Source organism: Nocardiopsis sp. CNZ308 (genome assembly GCF_004217075.1).
The window spans coordinates 6,318,244-6,338,523 of sequence record NZ_SHKJ01000001.1; the positions used below are offsets into that span (position 1 = coordinate 6,318,244).

The 20,280-nt window shown below is 74.0% G+C and carries 18 protein-coding genes; 3 read left to right on the top strand and 15 right to left on the bottom strand.

Annotated features, from left to right (window positions below; translation table 11 throughout):
• Window positions 1-318 precede the first annotated feature (318 nt).
• A complete protein-coding gene (locus EV372_RS27275) occupies window positions 319-1,521 on the top strand; it encodes an MFS transporter (RefSeq protein WP_130398419.1) in 1,203 nt (400 codons plus the stop codon).
• 208 nt (window positions 1,522-1,729) lie between these two features.
• Here the strand turns inward: EV372_RS27275 and EV372_RS27280 are convergent, their stop codons facing one another.
• The 12 genes from EV372_RS27280 to EV372_RS27335 form a co-directional block, all read right to left on the bottom strand.
• The gene (locus tag EV372_RS27280) at window positions 1,730-3,994 is read right to left on the bottom strand and encodes a serine/threonine-protein kinase (protein WP_130398420.1); all 2,265 of its coding nucleotides are present in this window, start codon (window positions 3,992-3,994) and stop codon (window positions 1,730-1,732) included.
• Window positions 3,995-4,190: 196 nt separating this feature from the next.
• Window positions 4,191-6,335 carry a LamG domain-containing protein gene (locus tag EV372_RS27285; protein WP_130398421.1) on the bottom strand — a complete coding sequence of 715 codons (2,145 nt, stop codon included), beginning with the start codon at window positions 6,333-6,335 and terminating at the stop codon, window positions 4,191-4,193.
• 402 nt (window positions 6,336-6,737) lie between these two features.
• Entirely contained in the window at window positions 6,738-7,145 is a 408-nt protein-coding gene (paaI, locus tag EV372_RS27290) for a hydroxyphenylacetyl-CoA thioesterase PaaI (RefSeq protein ID WP_013153503.1), read from the bottom strand.
• Window positions 7,142-8,245, bottom strand: a complete 1,104-nt coding sequence (paaE, locus tag EV372_RS27295; RefSeq protein WP_130398422.1) for a 1,2-phenylacetyl-CoA epoxidase subunit PaaE — start codon at window positions 8,243-8,245, stop codon at window positions 7,142-7,144. The genes paaI and paaE overlap by 4 nt, the downstream gene beginning before the upstream one ends.
• A gap of 2 nt (window positions 8,246-8,247) precedes the next feature.
• Window positions 8,248-8,769: a 1,2-phenylacetyl-CoA epoxidase subunit PaaD gene (gene paaD / locus EV372_RS27300; RefSeq protein ID WP_130398423.1), complete on the bottom strand. Its 522-nt coding sequence runs from the start codon at window positions 8,767-8,769 to the stop codon at window positions 8,248-8,250.
• The gene (paaC, locus tag EV372_RS27305) at window positions 8,763-9,641 is read right to left on the bottom strand and encodes a 1,2-phenylacetyl-CoA epoxidase subunit PaaC (RefSeq protein WP_130398424.1); all 879 of its coding nucleotides are present in this window, start codon (window positions 9,639-9,641) and stop codon (window positions 8,763-8,765) included. The genes paaD and paaC overlap by 7 nt, the downstream gene beginning before the upstream one ends.
• 43 nt (window positions 9,642-9,684) lie before the next feature.
• Window positions 9,685-10,002, bottom strand: coding sequence for a 1,2-phenylacetyl-CoA epoxidase subunit PaaB (gene paaB / locus EV372_RS27310; protein ID WP_130398425.1), 318 nt, complete (start codon window positions 10,000-10,002; stop codon window positions 9,685-9,687).
• On the bottom strand, window positions 9,999-10,973 hold the full coding sequence (gene paaA, locus EV372_RS27315; protein WP_130398426.1) for a 1,2-phenylacetyl-CoA epoxidase subunit PaaA: 975 nt from the start codon (window positions 10,971-10,973) through the stop codon (window positions 9,999-10,001). Before paaA ends, paaB begins: the two co-directional genes overlap by 4 nt.
• A gap of 98 nt (window positions 10,974-11,071) precedes the next feature.
• Complete coding sequence (locus EV372_RS27320) at window positions 11,072-11,875, bottom strand: enoyl-CoA hydratase/isomerase family protein (protein ID WP_130398427.1); 804 nt, start codon at window positions 11,873-11,875, stop codon at window positions 11,072-11,074.
• 4 nt (window positions 11,876-11,879) lie between these two features.
• On the bottom strand, window positions 11,880-12,773 hold the full coding sequence (locus tag EV372_RS27325; protein WP_130398428.1) for a 3-hydroxyacyl-CoA dehydrogenase family protein: 894 nt from the start codon (window positions 12,771-12,773) through the stop codon (window positions 11,880-11,882).
• Window positions 12,770-13,543 (bottom strand): enoyl-CoA hydratase/isomerase family protein, encoded by a 774-nt coding sequence (locus EV372_RS27330; protein WP_130398429.1) that lies wholly within the window; start codon window positions 13,541-13,543, stop codon window positions 12,770-12,772. Before EV372_RS27330 ends, EV372_RS27325 begins: the two co-directional genes overlap by 4 nt.
• Window positions 13,540-14,775, bottom strand: coding sequence for a thiolase family protein (locus tag EV372_RS27335; protein WP_130398430.1), 1,236 nt, complete (start codon window positions 14,773-14,775; stop codon window positions 13,540-13,542). Before EV372_RS27335 ends, EV372_RS27330 begins: the two co-directional genes overlap by 4 nt.
• A 244-nt stretch (window positions 14,776-15,019) precedes the next feature.
• Here EV372_RS27335 and paaK point away from each other — a divergent pair, with 244 nt between their 5' ends.
• The gene (gene paaK / locus EV372_RS27340) at window positions 15,020-16,372 is read left to right on the top strand and encodes a phenylacetate--CoA ligase PaaK (protein WP_130398431.1); all 1,353 of its coding nucleotides are present in this window, start codon (window positions 15,020-15,022) and stop codon (window positions 16,370-16,372) included.
• A 160-nt stretch (window positions 16,373-16,532) separates the two neighbouring features.
• Window positions 16,533-17,864, top strand: coding sequence for a hypothetical protein (locus tag EV372_RS27345; protein WP_130398432.1), 1,332 nt, complete (start codon window positions 16,533-16,535; stop codon window positions 17,862-17,864).
• A 127-nt stretch (window positions 17,865-17,991) separates the two neighbouring features.
• Here the strand turns inward: EV372_RS27345 and EV372_RS27350 are convergent, their stop codons facing one another.
• The 3 genes from EV372_RS27350 to EV372_RS27360 are packed head-to-tail and all read right to left on the bottom strand — an operon-like array spanning window position 17,992 to window position 20,223.
• On the bottom strand, window positions 17,992-18,363 hold the full coding sequence (locus EV372_RS27350; RefSeq protein ID WP_165436044.1) for a VOC family protein: 372 nt from the start codon (window positions 18,361-18,363) through the stop codon (window positions 17,992-17,994).
• A gap of 40 nt (window positions 18,364-18,403) precedes the next feature.
• On the bottom strand, window positions 18,404-19,084 hold the full coding sequence (locus tag EV372_RS27355; protein ID WP_130398433.1) for a response regulator transcription factor: 681 nt from the start codon (window positions 19,082-19,084) through the stop codon (window positions 18,404-18,406).
• The gene (locus EV372_RS27360) at window positions 19,072-20,223 is read right to left on the bottom strand and encodes a histidine kinase (protein ID WP_130398434.1); all 1,152 of its coding nucleotides are present in this window, start codon (window positions 20,221-20,223) and stop codon (window positions 19,072-19,074) included. Before EV372_RS27360 ends, EV372_RS27355 begins: the two co-directional genes overlap by 13 nt.
• Between the last annotated feature and the right edge of the window lie 57 nt (window positions 20,224-20,280).

Here is a 20,280-nt window from a genome sequence, read left to right on the forward strand (position 1 = left end):
GTCCGCTCCGCTCCCCCCGTGGCGGCGGGCGCGGCCCGTCGGGCGGGGCGCCGCGTTCTTCCACGACGGCAGGTGCCGCAGGGACGCCCGTGTCCGGTGTCCTGCGACGTCTCCGGCGCGGGCACGCCGCTAAGAGCCACATCACACGCGAGGACGGTTGGCACAGGTCAGGAAAAGTCCGACACTGGAATTGGCACGTGCCAAATCACCCTCCGCTGTCATCCGGCCCCGCCTGGCCCCGGGAGAGCCCGAAACCCCGCGACCCGCGGCGCCCGGCACCCGTGAAACCCCGACCGACCCTTCGAAGGGGACCCGCCCATGCCTCTGGCCCTGCTCGCCCTCGCCGTCGGCGCGTTCGCCATCGGCACCACTGAGTTCGTGATCATGGGACTGCTGCCCGAGGTCGCCGCGGACCTCGGCGTACCGGTTCCGACCGCCGGATACCTCATCTCCGCCTACGCCCTGGGCGTGGTGGTCGGCGCCCCGCTGCTCACCGCGCTGAGCACGCGGCTGCCCCGCAAGACGGCGCTGCTGGTCTTCATGGGGCTCTTCCTGGTGGGCAACCTCGCCACCGTCCTGGCCCCGTCCTTCGGCGCCGTGTTCGCCTCGCGGGTCCTGGCCGGGCTGCCCCACGGCGCCTACCTGGGGGTGGGCTCGCTGGTCGCGGCGCACCTGGCCGGTCCGGGGCGGCGGGCCACGGGCGTCTCGCGGATGTTCCTCGGCCTGACCGTGGCCAACATCGTCGGCGTGCCCGCGGGCACCTTCCTGGGCCAGGCGATGGGCTGGCACGCGGCGTTCCTGGTCGTGGCCGGGATCGCCCTGCTCGCCATGCTCGGCGTCGCGGTGTTCGTGCCGCACCAGCCCGCGGCCTCCGGTACGGGCCTGCGCCACGAGATGCGCGAACTGGGCCGCTCCCAGGTCGTCCTGGGCCTGGTCACGGCGGTCTTCGGGTTCGCCGGGGTGTTCGCCGTCTACAGCTACGTCTCGCCGATGATGACGGAGCTGGCGGGCATGTCCGCGTCCGGGGTGCCGATCGTCCTGGCCCTGTTCGGCACCGGCATGACCCTGGGTTCGCTGATCGTGGGGCCCCTGGCCGACCGGGCGCTGCGCCCGACCATCTACGGGTCGCTGGCCGCGTTGGCGGTGGTGCTGGTGGTGTTCACGGTGACCGTGCACAACCCCTGGACGGCCGCGGTGACGGTGGTGGTCCTGGGCGCGGTGGGGTTCGGCGTGGCCACCCCGCTCCAGGTCCTGGTGATGAACAAGGCCGTCGAGGCGCCGACGATGGCGGCGGCCTCCAACCACTCGGCGTTCAACCTGGCCAACGCCGCCGGGGCCTGGCTGGGCGGCATCGGGATCAGCGCGGGCCTGGGGTACACCTCCCCGGCCGCGATCGGCGCGGTGCTGGCCGTGGTGGGCCTGGGCATCGCGGTGTTCGCGGGCGCCCTGGACCGCCCGGGGCGGCGGCGCGACCGCGAAGGCCGTCCGGTGGAGATCCCGGAGCCCAGCGCCCTGCGCTGACCCCGGGACCGGGAGGGAGCCCCGTTCCGAAACCTCGGGCGGGACTCGCCCTCGGGCCGGGAACGGGGCGACGGGGGCGGCGGAAGCCTGCCCGGTGCCCTTCGGCGGCGCGGTCCCTGCGAGGACCCGGGCACGCGGTCCCGCCCGCGGGCACCCGGCGGCGCGGTCCCCCGACGAAGGTCCGCGCCGTCCGGGCCCGACCGTCCGCCTACTCCACCCGGACGAACCGGATGAGGACGGGCTCCCCGAACTCCAGTTCCTCCCAGCCGAACTCGCTCTCCCCGACGGAGGCGGCGGACGTGCAGGAGACCAGCGACCAGGGGGACTCCGCCCCCGACAGCCCGGGAACGAGCTCCCTCACCCCCATACAGGCCAGCTCGCCGTCCACGAAGTGGGTGTGCACCCCGGTGCCGGTGTACCCCAGGGCGAGCTCCGAGCGCCCGCCCTCGCTCCCCAGCAGTCCCGCCACCTCCAAGGCGCGGTCGCACGACATCTCCCAGGCGTCCGCGCGCACCTGCCAGACACGTTCGTAGAACTCGAACTCTCCGCAGGCGGGCGCGTGGAGCACCTCCAGGCGTCCGCCGCCGGACTCCTCCCCCTCCTGGGGGTCGACCACCTCCACGGTGCCGCCCACCTCGGTGAAGTCGGCCCGCACCCGCCACAGGGCTCCGGCGTACTCCATCCGCACCGGGCCGCCCCGCCCGTCGACCTCGACCAGGCCCTGCGCGTCCTCCTCGACCACCTCGCCGTCCACCACGAGCCGGGACGTGAGCGGGCCGGTGTACACCCGGCCGCCCTCCTCCCCGGCCCCGCCCGCCTCCAGGTCCGGCGACTCCGCCATCGTGCGCAGCGGGCCGGTGACCAGCTCGGGGCCCAGGTCCTCGGCGGTGGCCTCCCACGCGGGCTCCACCGGCTCGGAGGCCTCGCCCTCCGCCAGGGCGGGCCCGTACACGTACAGCCGTCCGCCGCTGTGGGCGGCCGCGACGGAGCCCTGCCCCATCACCTCGCCGCTGGCCAGGAAGACGTCGCGGTCGGCCGCGTAGCGGTACTCGACGGTGGCCGTGCTCTCCTCCAGCACCGCCTCGACCGCCTGGCCGGTCCGCGCGGCGACCTCCTCGGCGTGCGCGTCGCTGAAGCGGCGCTCGACCTCGACCACGAACCCGCCGCCCTCCTCCAGGGTGGTCGCGGCGGCGGTGACGGCCTCCGCCGGGGCACCGCTGACCCGGTCGTAGACCACGTACCCGCCGGTCGCGAGCCCGGCGGCGACCAGCACGCCCGCACCGGCCACCGCCGTCTTGGATCCGGCCAGGGCGGTGAGGGTGCCGCCGGCGGTCCCCGCCGCCGCGGTTCCGGTGGCGGCTCCCGCGGCCCCGCCCGTACCGGCCGCGGCACCGCCGGTACCGACTGCGGCCCCGCCAGCGCCCGTACCGGCCCCCGCGCCGCCCAGCGCGCCCGCGGTGATCCCGGCCGCGGAGAGCACGCCCACGGCGGTCGCCCACGCGGCGGGGTCGTGCCCCGCGGAGTCGACCCCGCGCCAGTAGCCGCGCAGCAGGGCGCGCAGGGTCTCGGCGGCCGGGACCGGGCCGCCGCGCCCGCTCAGGCCGACCTCCTCGGGTTCGGGCAGCAGGGCGCGCATGAGATCGACCGCGCGCGGGCGCCGCGCGGGGTCGGCGGCCAGGGCGGCCTCCACCAGCGGCAGGACGTCGTCGGGCACGCCCGCCAGGTCGTGCTGACCGGCGGTGACCCGCTGGCGCAGCTGCCCGGGGGTGCCGCGGCCGAAGGGTTCGCGTCCGGTGGCCGCGAGCGCCACCAGGGCGCCCCAGGCGAACACGTCGGCGGCCGGGTCGGCGACCGCACCGGTGTAGCGTTCGGGCGCCACCCAGCCGGGGGTGCCGTAGGAGGCGCCCCGGTCGTTCGCGCGAGTGGTGCCGACGGCGGTGGCGATGCCGAAGTCGACGATCTTGGGGCCGTCCGGGGACAGGATGACGTTGCCGGGTTTGATGTCGCGGTGCGCGATCCCGGCGGAGTGCAGCGCGGCCAGACCCTCGGCGGTGCCCGTCGCGAACGCGCGCAGCATCTCCCCCTCCAGGGGGCCGAAGGCGCGCACGTGGGCGCGCAGGTTCCGGCCGGGGACGTAGTCGAAGGCCAGCCAGGGCACGCGTGCCGTGGTGTCGGCGTCGTACAGCCGCGCGGTGCTCACACCCCGGGCGCGGGCCAGCATGTCCACCTCGCGGGCGAAGGCCTCGCGGTGGCCGCGCCCGCGCGCGAAGCGGGCGTGCACGGTCTTGACGGCCACGCACCGCCCGATTCCGTCGATTCCGCCGTAGACGGCGCCCATGCCGCCCGCGCCGATCCGCCCCACGATCCGGTAGGGGCCGAGCGTTCGCGGGTCGCCCTTCTCCAGGGGTTCGAGGCCGGGCGGGAGGCCGGTGTCGCGGGGCTGCGGGGGGACGGGGGCGGGCGTGACGCTCATGGGGTCCTTCTCGTGCGGCGGAGGACGGCGTCCTCCCTACGCCCGTGGGACGCGCGATCGCCCCCGCGTGTTCGCTTTCCCTGCCCGGCGGGACGAGCGGACGAGGTAGGGGTCGGGACCGCCCTCGCGGTCCCGACCCCTACCGGTCATTGCGACGGGGTGCCTACACCCCGGTCCTGGTGCTCCGAGGGCTCGACTAGACCCTCGGCAGGAGACCTTCCATCATGGTGTAGACGTCGTGGGGGAACGCGACTCCCTGGAGGAGGAAGACCGTGCCGAGAGCTCCCGTCCAGGGACGGTCGACGCCGTCCGCGTGTCCGGCGCCTCCGATCACCACGCCGCCGTCGGCGTGCCAGGCGCCCTGGCGTTCCGCGTCCTCCTGGCGGACACCGTCGACGTAGAGGGCGAGTGTTCCGTCCACGTGGTCGTAGATACCGGTCAGATGGGTCCACCTCCCCGTCTCCGCCCAGGCGGAGGCGACGCGGCTGACCTCGGCTCCCTCGGAGTCCCCGGCCGATGTCTCGAAGACCCACGCCTTCAGTTCGGCGTCGTAGCCGAGCGCGAACCCACCGGTGTGCTCGCCGCTCTGCGAGAGCGCGACGGCGTCGGATCCACCCTCGTCCAACCGCATCCACACCGAGGCGGTGAAGCTGCGGTCGGTGCGCACAGCCGCTCGGTCCGTGCGCAGGTGCTCCTGCGCGGTTCCGTCGAGAAGGACCGCGGAGGTGTAGGTCCAGTCGTTGAACGCCCCCTCCCACACCGTCGCGGGGTCACCGTGCAGCGTCGCGTCCAGGCCGTGGTCGGAACCGTCCGCGGCGACCGCACCGCCGCTCTCCTCCAACATCCACCGGCCCTCCAGGGCCAGCGGCAGGTTGGCGTGCTGCCACACCTCCGACCGGCCGGTGCTGGTGTAGGGCGCGTCCTCGGCGATGAGGAGGCGGTCCCACACCTTGACGTGATCGACCGCTCCCGGCCAACTGTCCGAGAAGGCGCCCGCTTCCCGACCGCCTCCGATGACGAACGGGCCCCCGGCGTTCCAGGCGGAATCCCACTCGGTGCTTCCCTGATGGGCGCCCTCGACGTAGAGGGCGATCTCTCCGGCAGCCGGGTCGTACTGACCGCTGAGCTGTGTCCACACACCCGTCTGAGCGGGAACGGTGGAGAGCACGCGCTGGTCGAACCCGGCCTGCGGTCCGTCCTGGGGGGCCACCTGGAACACCCAGGCCTCCTCGGAGGCGTCGTAGCCGAGCTGGAAGCCGCTCAGGTGTTCGCCGTCCTGGGAGAGGACGACGGCGTCGGTGCCGGTCTCGTCCAACCGGACCCAGGCCGACACCGCGAAGGCCTCCGAGGTGTCGACGACCGCCGTGTCGGTGCGCAGGTGCCCGTCCGCCGTGGCCACGGCCGCGCCCTCCAACCGGTAACCGCCCCCCTGGCGCTCACCCACGCGGCCACGGGTCCAGACGATGTCGCCGTCCCCCGTAGCAGAGCGGTCCTCTGACATGACGTCCGAGGCACTCGTCCCCTCACCTTCGTCGAGGAGGAAGTAGGCCGCGGGGGCGGCCAGGGTAGCCACCAGGACCTCGTACACCGACTCGCACGCGGAGGTGTTGCCGTAGGCGTCGACGCTCCGGGCGTAGATCCACTGGGGTCCCGACCTCTGCGGTGTGATCGAGACGGTGGCGGAGGCACCGGGCTCATCGAGTTCGACCCGGGTGTTGCACAGGGGTTCCAGCCCGAGGTTGTACTCGTAGGAGACCGCGTCCAGCGTTCCGTTGTTGGCGAAGGTGAACTCCGCCGTCCGGCCGGGAGATCCCTGGAAACCACCATTGGGCAGGTAGTCGTCGGAGGTGACCCGCGGAGGCGCTTCGGGTCCGTCGGTGTTGGCTTCGATCCAGCACCATTCGGACCACTCACCCGGCTCGTGGTCATCATGGCCGCGCGCGCGATAACGCATGAGGGTGTCTTCGGGCAGGCCGCTCGCGGTGACCGACAGCGGGTAGGGATCACGGCCGGGATGGTGCCAGGTACTGGTCGACTCGGCCGCGCCGAGGAGTTCGTCGGTGCCGTCCAAGGCCCACTCGAACTCGGCCCTGATCCGCTGTGCCCCGGTCTCGGAGTCGGGATCGCGGAAGACCCCTCTCAGGAGGGGCGCTGCGCTGCCGATAAGGGTGGGGGCGTCCCTGTCGGTGGAGCACACCCTTCCCCGCGCGGTGAGCGTGGCGGTGTCGGGCCGGTCCGGGGGACGGTTGTCGTCGGCCAGCGCCTGTGACGGGGAGAGGAGTGACAAGGCCAGCACCGAGGCGGCCGCGACCGCCGTCGAACGGGTCAGGGAACGACGCATGAGGGGGATTGCCTGTCTGGTCGAGGGCCGCCTCGTGGGCGCACCCGGGACACGAACGGGAAAAAGCTATCCATGTGCTCACATAAGCCACAAGGTTCGCTTTTCTCCATCAAGGCCCACACATGTACTGACCTCACCCCAAACACGGGTGACCGCTTGTGGACACCCGTCCCTGACCGCTGCCCGGACACGGCCGGGAACGGCGACGCGCACGGACAGAACCCGGCCCCACGCTCCCGCGTGCGGCCTCCCCGCCGATCCTCCGGCTCCGAGTGACCGGAACCGCCCTCCGCACTGCCGCGCACGCGGCCGCCCCGCTGCCCCACTGCTCCGCTGGCCCCCACGCGAAGGGGCCGGGACCGCCCTCGCCGTCCCGGCCCCGTACCCGCCCCGTCCCGGCGGTCAGCCGCGCGGGGGCAGCGTGCGGCTGCGGCCCCGGAACTCGGCGACGACCTCCTCGCCCCGGCGGACCGTGACGTCGTACAGGCCGCTGCGGCCGAACAGCGCCCGCTCCCGGGCGGTGGCCACCAGCACGTCACCCTCCTTCGCCGGGGCCACGAAGGTCACGTCCGCCCCGGAGGCCACGGTCACCCCTCCCCCGTCCACGTTGCACGCGCACGCGAACGCGGTGTCGGCCAGGGTGAACACGAATCCGCCGTGGGCGATCCCGTGCCCGTTGAGCATCAGCGGCCCCACGGTCATCTCCACGACCGCCAGCCCGTCGCTGGCCTCGACCAGGCGCATCCCCAGGTTCTTGGACGCCATGTCCGCCTCGAACATCCGCCAGGCGGTCTCGTTGCGCGCGCTCACGCGTCGTAGTCCACGGTCACGGCGTCGCTCTCGGGCAGTGCCTGGCACGACAGCGCGTACCCCGCCGCCACCTCGGCCTCGGTGAGCGCGAAGTTGCGCAGCATCCGCACCTCGCCCGCGCACACCTTCACCCGGCAGGTGCCGCACACCCCGCCCTTGCAGGCGAAGGGCAGGTCGGGCCGGTAGCGCTGCGCGGCGTCCAGCACGGGCACCCCGCGCGGCAGCGTCAGGGTGGTGGTGCGCCCGTCCAGCACGAGGGTCACCTCGCTGGCGGGTCCCTCCACGCCGGGCTCCTCGTGGCGCGCCTGGGGCGGCGGCTCGGCGCCCTCCACGAAGAACAGCTCCTGGTGGATCCGCTCCCCCGGCACGCCCCGGCCCGCGAGCACCTCCTGGGCGTCGGTGACCATGCCGTAGGGTCCGCACAACCACCAGTGGTCGACGGCGTCGGCGGCCACGACCGTGTCCAGCAGCGCCTCCAGCTTGGCGCCGTCCAGGCGCCCGGTGAACAGCTCGGCCTCGCGCGGCTCGCGGGAGAGCACGTGCACCAGCTCGAAGCGCGTTCCGAACGCGTCCTTGAGGTCGGCGATCTCGTCGGCGAACATCACCGTGTCGCTGCGGCGGTTGCCGTAGAGCAGGGTGACGCGCGAGTCGGTGCGGCGCAGCAGCGAGGAGGCCATGGACAGCACCGGGGTGATGCCCGAACCGGCGGCGACCATCACGTGGCGGGCCGCGGTGTCCAGGTCGGGGACGAAGCGGCCGGTGGGCGCGCCCACCTCCACCTCGTCGCCGGGGCGCACCTCGTTGACCAGCCAGTGGGAGAACAGGCCGCCCGAGACCAGGCGCACGCCCACGCGGGGCGCCTGGCCGACGGGGGCGCACACGGAGTAGCTGCGGCGCTCCTCCACGCCGTCCACCTCGCGGCGCAGGGTCAGCGACTGCCCGGGGGCGAACGCGTACTCCTCGGCCAGGTGGTCGGGGACGTCGAAGGTGACGGCGACGGCGTCGTCGCACAGGCGCTCGACGGCGGCCACGCGCAGCCGGTGGAACGCGCCCCGGCGGCGCGCGGCCGCGGGCGCGGTCTCGGTGACGGGTGTGGTCACGGTCAGATCTCCTTGACGTGCTCGAACGGTTCGAGGCAGGACCGGCAGCGGTGCAGGGACTTGCAGGAGGTCGCGCCGAAGCGGGACAGCTCCTCGGTCCGGCCGGACCCGCACAGCGGGCAGCGCGGGGCGGTGCGGGTGGGCAGCAGGGTCAGCGGCACCGGCCCGGCGGCCCGCGCGGGCGCGCCGCCCGGCGGGGAGATGCCGTGCTCGGCGAGCTTGCGCCTGCCCTCGGCGGTGATCCAGTCGGTGGTCCAGGGCGGGGAGAGCTCGGTGCGCACCTCGACCCGGTCGAACCCGGCGGCGCGCACGGCGCGGTCCACGTCCGCGCGCATCTCGGCCAGGGCCGGGCAGCCCGAGTAGGTGGGGGTGATCCACACCGCGGCGGTTCCGTCGCCCTCGACCTCCACGCGGCGCAGGATGCCGAGGTCGGCCAGGGTGAGCATGGGCAGCTCGGGGTCGGTGACCGCGGCGGCGGCGCGCTCGGCGCGTTGGCGGGCCCGGTCCCGGGTGGTGGTCACCATGTCGCCTCCGGGTGCTCGCGGGCCACCCTCTGGAGTTCGTCCAGCAGGGGGGCCAGTTCGGCGGTGTGCTCGCCCCGGCGTCCGGCCAGGGCCGGCGCGGGGAAGGGCGCGGGGGCGTCCAGGGTGGCGGTGGTGAGCACCCGCGCCAGGACGGCGTGCACCTCCTCGCGCACGGTGGCCGGGTCCACGCCCACGCCCTGCCGTGCCATGCGGGCCTCGACGGGGTGGGTGGCGAACAGCTCGCCGGTGAGCGGCCACACCCCGGCGACGGCGGCGGTCATGCGCTCGCGGGAGTAGGGGGTGCCGTCGCCCAGGCGCAGGGCCCAGGAGACCGCGTACTCGCGGTGGTAGGCCAGCTCGTTGACCGCCTTGGCCGCGACGGCGGCCAGCACGGGGTCGCGGCTGTCGGCCAGGCGGGCGAACACGGCCAGGCGGGCGCTGGAGAGCGTCAGCAGGGTGACGACGGCGCGGGCGAAGTCGCCGCGGGGCGCCTCGGCCAGGTGGACGTTGCGGAACTCGGCGGGGCCGCGCCGGTAGGCGAAGGCGTCCTCGTCGCGTCCGGTGCCGTCGGCCTGTCCGGCGCGGGCCAGCAGCAGGCGGGCCTGTCCGAGCAGGTCCAGGGCGATGTTGGCCAGCGCGACCTCCTCCTCCAGTTCGGGGGCGTCGGTCACCCAGTGGACGAGCCGCTGGGCCTGGACGAGCGCGTCGTCGCCGAGCATCTGGCAGTACAGCGCCAGGTCGGCCCCGTCGACCCCCTCGGGCAGGGTGGTGTCCACCCCGGCGAGGGCGTCGGTGAAGCCGGTGCCGAAGGCCCAGCGGGTGTCGCCGCCGTGCTCCTCGCTCAGGGCCGAGTAGATGTGGTCGCCACTCAATGTCGTTTCCTTTGGCCTCGTGTGCGCCGGTCGTGCCGCCGCCCTAGATGTGCGGGACGTCCTCGGGGATGGGGTAGAACGTCGGGTGGCGGTAGACCTTGTCCCCGCTGGGCGCGAAGTAGGGGTCCTTCTCGTCGGGGCTGGAGGCGGCGATGTGCTCGGCGCGCACCACCCAGATGCTCACGCCCTCGTTGCGGCGGGTGTAGAGGTTGCGGGCGTTGTGCAGGGCCATGTGGTCGTCGGGGGCGTGCAGCGAGCCCACGTGGACGTGGTTGAGGCCGCGCTTGCCGCGCACGAAGACCTCGTAGAGCGGCCACTCGGGGCGGGCCGCCCCGGAACCGGCGGTGGTGTCGTCGCTCATACCGCGGCCTCCTCGGCGCTGGTGTGCTTGCGGGCGTAGGCGGTGGCGGCCTCGCGCACCCACGCGCCCTTCTCGTGGGCGGCCCGGCGGCGCTGGACGCGCTCGGCGTTCTTGGGTCCGGCGCCGGAGATGACCTGCTTGAACTCCACCCAGTCGGGTTCGCCGAAGTCGTGGTGGCCGCGCTCGGCGTTCCAGACCAGCTCGGGGTCGGGCAGGGTGACGCCGAGCTTCTGGGCCTGGGGGACGGTCATGTCCACGAACTTCTGGCGCAGGTCGTCGTTGGTGTCGCGCTTGATGCCCCAGGCCATGGACTGCTGTGTGTTGGGCGAGTCGGCGTCGGGCGGGCCGAACATCATCAGCGACGGCCACCACCAGCGGTCGACGGCGTCCTGGACCATCGCCCGCTGCCGGGGGGTGCCCTCCATCATGCGCATGAGCAGTTCGTAGCCCTGGCGCTGGTGGAAGGACTCCTCCTTGCAGATGCGCACCATGGCGCGGGCGTAGGGGCCGAAGGAGCTGCGGCACAGCGGGACCTGGTTGCAGATCGCGGCGCCGTCCACGAGCCAGCCGATGACGCCCACGTCGGCGAAGGTCAGCGACGGGTAGTTGAAGATCGAGGAGTACTTCTGGCGGCCCTCGATGAGGCGCTCGGTCAGGTCGGCGCGGTCCACGCCCAGGGTCTCGGCGGCGGCGTACAGGTACAGCCCGTGCCCGGCCTCGTCCTGGACCTTGGCCAGCAGGATGGCCTTGCGCCGCAGGCTCGGCGCGGAGGCGATCCAGTCGCCCTCGGGCTGCATGCCGATGATCTCCGAGTGCGCGTGCTGGGAGACCTGGCGCACGAGCGTTTTGCGGTAGCCCTCGGGCATCCAGTCGCGCGGCTCGATGCGCTGGTCGGCGGCGATCCTGGCGTCGAACTCGGCCTGGAGGAGGTCGGCGTCGGAGGACGCCTCCTGGACCGTCTGGGTGCTCACTGGTTTCTCACCTCATTCATAACCGAACGTTCGGTCAGTAATTAGTATCCCCGGATTCCCCCGCCCGGGCAAGTCCGCCGGGCGGGGAAACCGCCAGCTCAGCTCCCGGAGAAGGTCGGCTTCTCCTTGGCCAGGAACGCGCGGACCGCTCCGACGTGGTCGGCGGTCCGGCCCAGCTGGTTCTGGAGGTCGGCCTCCTCCTCCAGCAGCTCGGGCAGCTCGCGTCCGCCCACGGCGGCCGAGCGCACCTCCCGCTTGGCCGCCACGAACGCGCTGGTGGGCCCGGAGGCCAGACCCGCGGCCACGGCGTGGGCGCGCGCCTCCCAGGCGTCGTCGTCCACGACCTCGGTGACCAGGCCCAGCTCCAGGGCGCGCTCGGCGCCCACGACCGTGCCCAGCAGCATCAGCTCCATGGCCCGGGCCTGGCCCAGCGAGGCCACCAGGCGCGAGGCCAGCCCGGAGTCCGAGGCCAGGCCGATGCCGGTGAAGGCGGTGCCGAACTTGGCCCGGCGGGCCGCGATCCGCACGTCCCCGGCCAGGGCGAAGCCCAGCCCCGCGCCCACGCAGGCGCCGCCGATGCCGACCACGACCGGCACCTGGACGTCCTCCAGGGCCAGCACGACGCGGTTGTAGTGCTCGCGCACGGTGTCCAGTGCCTCCTGGGGGCGCTCCTCCAGGATCCGCGCGTGCTCGGCCAGGTCCTGGCCCACGCAGAAGGCCTTGTCCGAGCCCAGCAGCAGCACCGCGCGGGCGGTGGTGGACCCCGCCGCCTGACGCAGCGCCGCCAGCAGCTCCTCCTTGACCCGCCGGGTCAGGGCGGGCGTGTTCAGCCGTACCGTGGCCAGCCCGTCGGCCTCGGTGAACTCCGCCGCCGCCTGTCCGGCCGCCGTGTCCTCGCTCAACGCTCTACTCTCCCTCGTCCCAGGTGTGGAAGCCCTGTCCGCTCTTGCGGCCCAGCCTTCCCTCGGCGACCATACGGCGCAGCAGCTCCGGAGGAGCGAACCGGTCCCCCAGTTCGGCTGCCAGGTACTCGGCGATGGCCAGGCGCACGTCCAGGCCCACCAGGTCGGTCAGGCGCAGCGGCCCCATGGGGTGGCGGTAGCCCAGCTCCATGGCGGTGTCGATGTCGGCGGGCGAGGCCACGCCCTCCTCGACCATGCGGATGGCCTCCAGGCCCAGCATGACGCCCAGGCGGCTGGTGGCGAACCCGGGCGCGTCGCGGACCACGACCTCGGTCTTGCCCAGGGCGGCGACCCAGGCGCGCGCCGAGGCCAGGACGGCCTCGTCGGTCTCGGGGGCCACCACCAGCTCCACGAGCTTGGAGGCGGGGACGGGGTTGAAGAAGTGGGTGCCCAGGAAGCGCGAGGGGCGCTTGAGGGCGGCGGCCAGCTCGGTGACCGACAGCGAACTGGTGTTGGAGGCCAAGACGGTGTCCTCGCCCACGGCGGCCTCGGCGGCGGTGAGCACGGCGATCTTCAGTTCGGGACGCTCCGGCACGGCCTCCACGACCAGCCCGGCGTCGGCCGGGATGTCGGCGGGGGTGGTGACCGTGCGCAGCCGGGCCAGGTAGGCGGCCGGTTCGGCGTCGATCCTCCCGCGCTGGCGGGCTTTGTCCAGCCCGGCCGCCACACGGGCGCGACCGGCCTCGGCCGCCTCGGCGGTGGCCTCGACCAGCACCACGTCGGCGCCGCGGGTGAGGAACTGCTGGACGATCCCGGCGCCCATGGTGCCGCCGCCGACGACGGCGACGGTGGCGGGAACGCCCGGCGCGGCGCCGCTCCCCTGCTCGGTGGTGCTCAACGCTTCTTCCTCTCCAGGAAACGGGTCATGCGCTCGTGCTTGTCGGCGCTCTCGAACAGCACGGCCTGCGTCAGGTCGTCGGCCAGCGGGTGGGGGCCGTCGGCGTCCAGGACCATCTTGGTCATGCGCAGGGCCAGCGCGGAGGAGGCGGCCATGCGGTCGATCAGGGCGTGGGCGCGTTCGCGCAGCTCCTCGGAGGGCACGATCTCGGCGACCAGGCCGTGGCGCAGCGCGGCCTCGGCGTCCAGGCGGTAGCCGCCCAGCAGCACCTGCTTGGCCACCGAGGCGCCGACCAGCTCCCGCAGCCGCCAGCACGCGCCCGCCCCCGCGATGATGCCCAGACCCGGCTCGGGCTGGGCGAACACGGCGGCGGGGGTGGCGATGCGGATGTCGCAGGCGTAGGACAGCTCGGCGCCGCCGCCCAGGGCGTAGCCGTCCACGGCCGCCACGGTGGGCGCCCGGAGGCGGTGCAGGCGTTCGAACAGGCGGCTGTTGATCCCGGCCAGCGCCTCCTCGCGGCCGCGTTCGCGCAGCTCGGCGATGTCGGCGCCGCCCGCGAACACGGTGCCGTGCCCGGTCAGGAGCAGCGGCCTGGGCTCGGCCTCGATCCGCTCGCACACCCGGTGCAGTTCGGCGATCATCGTCGCGTTGATGGCGTTGCGGGCCTCGGGGCGGTGGAGCTGGACCACCACGCGGTCCTCGCGCCACTCCACGTCCAGGGTGGTGAAGTCCCCGTCGGCCCGGTGCGTAGTGCCGTCGTTCGCGCTCACGGGCGCTCCACCAGCAGTGCGACGCCCTGGCCCACGCCCACGCACAGGGTGGCCAGGCCGCGGGCGGCGTCCTCGCGCTCCATGCGGTTGAGCAGGGTGACCAGGATGCGGGCGCCGGAGCTGCCCAGCGGGTGGCCCAGGGCGATGGCGCCGCCGTCGGCGTTGACGCGCTCCTCCTCCAGCTTGAGCTGGCGCATCACGGCCAGGGACTGGGCGGCGAAGGCCTCGTTGAGCTCCACGGCGCCGACCCCGTCCAGGTCCCACCCGGCGCGGCCGAGCGCCTTGCGGGTGGCCGGGACCGGACCCAGGCCCATGACCTGCGGGTCCACCCCCGCGGAGGCGGAGGCGACCACGCGGGCGCGGGGGGTCAGGCCGTAGCGGCGCACGGCCTCGGCACCGGCCAGCACCAGCGCGGAGGCGCCGTCGGAGAGGGAGGAGGAGTTGCCCGCGGTGACGATGCCGCCCTCGCGGAAGACCGGGCGCAGCCCGGCCAGGCTCTCTATGCTGGAGCCGGGGCGCGGGCCCTCGTCCGCGGTGACCTCGCTGGTCTGGCCCTTGCGTCCGCGCACGGTGACGGGGACGGTCTCGGCGTCGAAGCGGCCCGCCTCGGCGGCGGCGACCGCGCGCTCGTGGCTGCGCAGCGCGAAGGCGTCGCACTCCTCGCGGGTGAGCCCCTCCAGGAGCGCGACCTCCTCGGCGGTCTCGCCCATGGACAGGGTGTAGCGCAGGTCGTCGGGGCCCGCGTCGGCGGGCGCCTCGGCGTCGGCCGCGGCGAAGCGCGGGTTGGTGAAGCGCCAGCCCAGGGAGGTGTCGGCGACCTCGCCCGGCTTGGCCCAGGGGGTTCCGGGCTTGGCCATCACCCAGGGGGCGCGGGTCATGGACTCCACGCCGCCCGCGACCACCACGTCGGCCTCGCCCGCGCGGATGGCCTGCGCGGCGGAGGAGACGGCGGTCAGGCCGCTGGCGCACAGCCGGTTGACGGTGTAGCCGGGCACGCTCGGGTCGAGTCCGGCCAGCAGCGCCGCCATGCGCGCGACGTTGCGGTTGTCCTCGCCGGCCTGGTTGGCGGCGCCCAGGATGACCTCGTCCACGGCCTCGCCGGGCACGCCCGCGCGGCGGACCGCCTCGGCCACGGCCGTGGCGGCCAGGTCGTCGGGGCGCACCGCTGCCAGGGCGCCGCCGTAGCGGCCCTGCGGGGTTCGCACCCCGTCGACCAAGTAGACCTCGCTCACGTGCGGCCTCCCGTGGTAAAGACGGTGGTCGGGGCCACCGTCGCCTGTGAAATCATCGACATTTCTCCTTGACACCGCTGCCCGGAGACTGCGTTAATGCATTAGTAACCGAACGTTCGGTCAGTAAGCAAGTCGGTCCGATCCGCGACGGACCGCACCGCCACGAGACCAGCGCACCCACCCGCCCACCCCACCCAGGCGCCCACGTCCTGGCGGGTCCCGCGCACAGTACACGGAGAGGCCCATGGCAAGCCACGACACCACCACGCTGCCGGCCGGAGCCACCGCCCGCCTGGGACAGGCGCCCGCACCCGAGATCCTGGACCCGGCCGAGCGCATGAGTGTCGACGAGCTGCGCGCCCTGCAGCTCAAGCGCCTCCGGTGGACCCTGGAGCACGCCTACGCCAACGTGCCCCTGTACCGCCGCAAGTTCGACGAGGCCGGGGTGCGCCCCGAGGACCTGCGCGAACTGGCGGACCTGCGCCACTTCCCGCACACCACCAAGGCCGACCTGCGCGACAACTACCCCTTCGGGATGTTCGCCGTCCCCCAGGACAGGGTCAGCCGCATCCACGCCTCCAGCGGGACCACCGGCCGCCCCACCGTCGTGGGCTACACCCGCGAGGACATCGACACCTGGGCCGAGGTGGTGGCCCGCTCCATCCGCGCCGCGGGCGGACGCCCCGGGCACAAGGTGCACGTCTCCTACGGCTACGGGCTCTTCACCGGCGGGCTGGGCGCCCACTACGGCGCCGAGAGGCTCGGCTGCACGGTCATCCCCGCCTCGGGCGGACAGACGGCCAAGCAGGTGCAGCTCATCCAGGACTTCGAGCCCGACATCATCATGGTCACCCCCAGCTACATGCTGACACTGATGGACGAGTTCGAGCATCAGGGAATCGACCCGCGCACGACCTCGCTCAAGGTCGGGATCTTCGGCGCCGAGCCCTGGACCGAGAAGATGCGCACCGAGATCGAGGAGCGCTTCGACATCCACGCCGTGGACATCTACGGCCTGTCCGAGGTGATGGGCCCGGGCGTGGCCAACGAGTGCGTGGAGACCAAGGACGGCCTGCACGTGTGGGAGGACCACTTCTACCCCGAGGTGCTCGACCCCGTCACCCAGGACGTGCTGCCCGACGGGTCCAACGGCGAACTGGTCTTCACCTCGCTGACCAAGCAGGCCATGCCGGTGATCCGCTACCGCACCCGCGACCTGACCGCGCTGCGCCCGGGCACGGCCCGGCCCATGCGGCGCATGGACAAGGTGACCGGCCGCAGCGACGACATGATCATCCTGCGCGGCGTGAACGTCTTCCCGACCCAGATCGAGGAGATCGTGCTGGGCCTGGACGGGCTGGCCCCGCACTTCCAGCTGGTGCTGACCAAGGAGGGGCGCCTGGACCGCATGGCGGTGCGCATCGAGGCGGCCCCGGACTGCACCGCCGAGCGGCGCGTGACCCTGAGCGAGCAGATCGTGGCGACGGTCAAGGACAGGGTCGGCGTGAGCGTGACCGTGGACGTGGTCGACCCCGAACAGATCGAGCGCTCGGTGGGCAAGTTCCGCCGCATCATCGACCAGCGTCCCAAGGAGTGACGGGACGCGGGTGACGCACGGCCGCCGCGGGGCGGATGGGAGGACTCCGCGGCGGCCGTGTCGTGTGCGGGCCGGTCACACCGGGCCGTTCAGCGGCCCGGGGCCGGGCGGAGGCGCCGCGCGGGGCGGGATGTCGCACCGCGCTGGCAGAGTGTCGCCCATGCCCGTGACGCACCCGTTGACCTTCCCCCGCCCTCTCGTGCTGCCCGGAGCGCACGAGGACGGCGCCTACTCCCACCTCTCCCACGTCGCCGCGGACTTCTCCCCGTCCGGGGACTGCTACGTCCTCTCCGCTCTGCGGCAGTACTCCGCGTGCGGGACGCGGGGCATCAGGGTGTGGACGCTCTCCCGCCACCGTCCCGACGGCACTCTCGCGTCCCACCTGGTGCTCCTCCACGACAGGGACGAGGAACCGCAGGCCCGTACGGGGCTCAGCTCATACGTGACGGACCTGTGCGTCCTGCCGGACGGCACCCTCGCCCTGTCCTCCGGCGAGAACCGGACCTTCCTCGTGGACGCGGACCTGACCACGCTCCTCGGCTCCTGGGAGGGCGCTCCCAGAACCGGCCGCCACCGGGAGCACCTGGACGTCGCCGAGCACGTGGAGGGCTCCTTCGCCGCGGCGATCCGCACCACCCCCTCGGGACGTCTGCTGTGCGTGGTGTCGGAGTTCGGGGTGCACAGGTGGTCGGGCGCTCACCCCAACCTCATCGGCCTGGCGGAGGGGCCCCTGACACCCGGCCACCGGCCGACGGTCGAGGTCTTCGCCTGCCTGCACACACCCGAGGAAACCCGCCGACTCCCCTCCGAAGGCGGCGACACGAGCCTGCCCGTCCCCCACACCGACCACCGCGGCGCCCCGGCCGGAGGCGGCAACCGCCCCTCCCCCGGCATCGTGGCGGCGGCGCGTGCGCGTTGGCCGGAACTGGGCAGACAGCTCCAGGCGAGGACGTTCCGTGCGCACCTGAACGCCTACGCGGTGGTGGCCGACGACCTGTTCGTCGTTCCCGTCTTCGACGACTGGCGGCCGACCAAGAGCAGCGCGTACGCCTACGCCCTCGTCGACGACACCGGGGCGCTGGTCGGACGGCTCGACGGACCGGGCACCGACAAGCGCTCCCCCGAGCCCGGCGACCACCACGCCGTCGCCGCCGACCCCGCCCGCGGGCGCATCTTCCACGTCAACCAGTCCGGCCTGTACGTGTGGTCCGCCAACGGCACGCTCCTGACCGTGCTGCCCACCACCGAGAAGGCCTACCGCCCGCTCAGGCACCTCAAGCTCATGGGCTGCGGGCCGGAGGGCGACCTGGTGCTCGTCCGTCCCGAGCACAACCTCCTCACCCGGGTGGAGGCGCCCGACGACCTGGACCGGCTCGGGGACGCGGTCGCGGCGGCCCTGGCCGACCACACCCGCCAGCGCACCCGCCTCAGGAAGCAGCTGGCGCCGACCGGCTGGCTGTGGACCGGCGAGGAGGCCCCGGCCTTCCTGTGAACCGTTCCGCCCGCGTGCCTCGCGGGGTTCCCGGGCGGCCGGAACCGCACCCGGTGGCCTGGTCGGGGGTTTCGCGGCCGGATCGCGCCAAGGCCGGTCCCGAGCGGTGCGCGCCGGGGGCGGCGCCTCAGGAGGCGTCGGCGCGTCCGTGCAGCAGGCAGAACTCGTTGCCCTCGGGGTCGGCCAGCACCGTCCACCGGGCGTCCTCGGGCTGGCCCACGTCCACCTTCACCGCGCCCAGTCCCAGCAGCCTCTCCAGCTCCTGGGCCACCGTCAGTCCGTCGGTGACACGCAGGTCCAGGTGCAGGCGGTTCTTGACGCTCTTGCGCTCGGGCACGGTGAACACGTCGACCCCCAGGTCCGCCCCCTCGTGCGGAGCGAGGCTGAACCCGTCCTCGGCCTCCTCCACGATCGGCCAGTCCAGCACACGGCTCCAGAACGCGGCCACGGTCTCGGCGTCGACCGCGTCGATGGCGATCACACAGATACGGCTTCCCATGCCCGCACCCTACGGGCGGCCACCGACAACCCGGGCACGGCTATCCCGCGCGGCCGTCCTCCAGGCGCGCGTCGCGCACCGCGTTGGCGACGAGCACCCGGTTCGGCGCGTCCAGCTTGGCCATCACCCGGCCGACGACCGCCTTGACGTTGCTGACGCTCATGAACAGGTCCTCGGCGATCTCGGTGTTGGACAGGCCCCGGCTCACGGCCAGGGCCACCTCGCGCTCGCGGTCGGAGAGCACGGCCACGCGTTCGCGGGCCCGGTCGCGCGCCTCGTCGTCCCCGCCGCCGACGGCCAGGCCGATGAGACGGCGGGTGGCCGAGTCGGCCAGGCGCGGGCGCCGCTGGTGGACCGCGAGGACGCCCTCGACGAGTTCGTCCGGGGGCGCGTCCTTGAGCAGGAAGCCGCTCGCGCCCGCGCGCAGGGCGCGCACCAGCGCCCGGTCGGAGTCCAGCGTGGTGAGCACGAGCACGGGCGGCGCGCCGGGAGCGCTGCGGATGCGCTCGGTCGCGGCCACCCCGTCGGTCCCGGGCATGCGCAGGTCCATCAGGACCACGTCGGGGGCGTGCTCGGCGACGACCCGCACCGCCTCGTCTCCGTCACCGGCCTCCGCGACCACCTCGACCGCGCCGCCTCCCAGGAGCAGGCGCAGGCCGCGCCGGACCATCGGGTCGTCGTCGACGACCACCACTCGTACGGGTTCGCTCACGGCGACCATGGTAGGCGCACCCTCAGTTCGAAGTGGTCCCCCGTCCGCCCCCAGAGCAGGGAGCCGCCGCAGATGGCGGCGCGTTCGGCCAGTCCCACGAGTCCGACGCCGGCCCCCTCTCCCGGATCCCCCTCCCCCGGGTCGGCGGCGGCCGGACGCGGGCGCACGGGGTTGCGGACCTCGATGAGGACCGCGTCGGTTCCGTCCGCGACGACGCGCACGCGCACCGGCCCGGGCGCGCCGTGCTTGCGGGCGTTGGTGAGGGCCTCCTGGACGATGCGGTAGGCGTGGCGGCCGGTGTTGGCGGGGGCCGGGAGGCGTCCGCTCACCTCGTCGTGCACCTCCAGCCGCATTCCGGCCCTGCGGTTCTCCTCCAGGAGCCGCCCGAGCCCGTCGAAGGTGGGCTGGGGCCGGTCCGCGTCCTCGTCCTGCCCCGAACGCAGGTCGGACAGGATCCCGCGGACCTCCGCGAGCGACTGGCGGGTGTTGGTGAGGATCTCCTCGGCCAGGGCGTCGCGGTCGGCGGCGGCCAGGTCGGGGCGGTGGGTGAGCGCGGAGGCGTTCAGCGAGATGAGCGTGAGCCGGTGCGCGAGGACGTCGTGCATCTCCCGGGCGATGCGGCCGCGCTCCTCCATCCTGGCGTTCTCCACCCGGAAGCGCTGCTCCCGCTCGGCGTCCAGCGCCCGTTCCCGCAGCACGCGGACCAGGTCGGCGCGGGCGCCCCGGTAGGCCGAGGCCGCGGCCAGGGCGGCGACGGCGGCGGCCACGAGCAGCAGTCCGACCCACAGGGGCCGGATCGGCTCCACCGGGGTCCAGGGGTTGTGCAGGCCCGCGGCCAGTGCGGCGGCCAGGACCCCGCACAGGGGCGCGGCCGTCCGCCACCGCCTGCCCGACGCCTCGCGGGCGGCCACGAGCGCGGCCAGACCGACGGAGGCGGTGGACACGGCCGGTGCCGCCGCGACCAGCCACCGGCCCCAGCCGCGGGCCGTCCACCAGCGGCTTGCCGTGACGAGCACCGCCCCCAGCACGGCGTCGGCCGCCAGCAGGGGCCAGGGGACGGTGATCATGTTGCCGAGGTGGGAGTCGACGGCCGCGAGGACGACGAACACCACGGTCGACCAGGGGAGGAGGTTGCCGAGAATCCGCACGGCCCCACCGTATAACCGCTGTTCACCGGGGCCTCCCGGGACGGAGCCCCCACCGCG

Excerpts from the sequence above, each read along its gene's own strand:
- EV372_RS27275 (WP_130398419.1), top strand. The coding sequence starts at position 319 with ATGCCTCTGGCCCTGCTCGCCCTCGCCGTCGGCGCGTTCGCCATCGGC.
- EV372_RS27280 (WP_130398420.1), bottom strand. The coding sequence starts at position 3,994 with ATGAGCGTCACGCCCGCCCCCGTCCCCCCGCAGCCCCGCGACACCGGC.
- EV372_RS27285 (WP_130398421.1), bottom strand. The coding sequence starts at position 6,335 with ATGCGTCGTTCCCTGACCCGTTCGACGGCGGTCGCGGCCGCCTCGGTG.
- paaD (WP_130398423.1), bottom strand. The coding sequence starts at position 8,769 with ATGGTGACCACCACCCGGGACCGGGCCCGCCAACGCGCCGAGCGCGCC.
- paaB (WP_130398425.1), bottom strand. The coding sequence starts at position 10,002 with ATGAGCGACGACACCACCGCCGGTTCCGGGGCGGCCCGCCCCGAGTGG.
- paaK (WP_130398431.1), top strand. The coding sequence starts at position 15,020 with ATGGCAAGCCACGACACCACCACGCTGCCGGCCGGAGCCACCGCCCGC.
- EV372_RS27345 (WP_130398432.1), top strand. The coding sequence starts at position 16,533 with ATGCCCGTGACGCACCCGTTGACCTTCCCCCGCCCTCTCGTGCTGCCC.
- EV372_RS27350 (WP_165436044.1), bottom strand. The coding sequence starts at position 18,363 with ATGGGAAGCCGTATCTGTGTGATCGCCATCGACGCGGTCGACGCCGAG.
- EV372_RS27355 (WP_130398433.1), bottom strand. The coding sequence starts at position 19,084 with ATGGTCGCCGTGAGCGAACCCGTACGAGTGGTGGTCGTCGACGACGAC.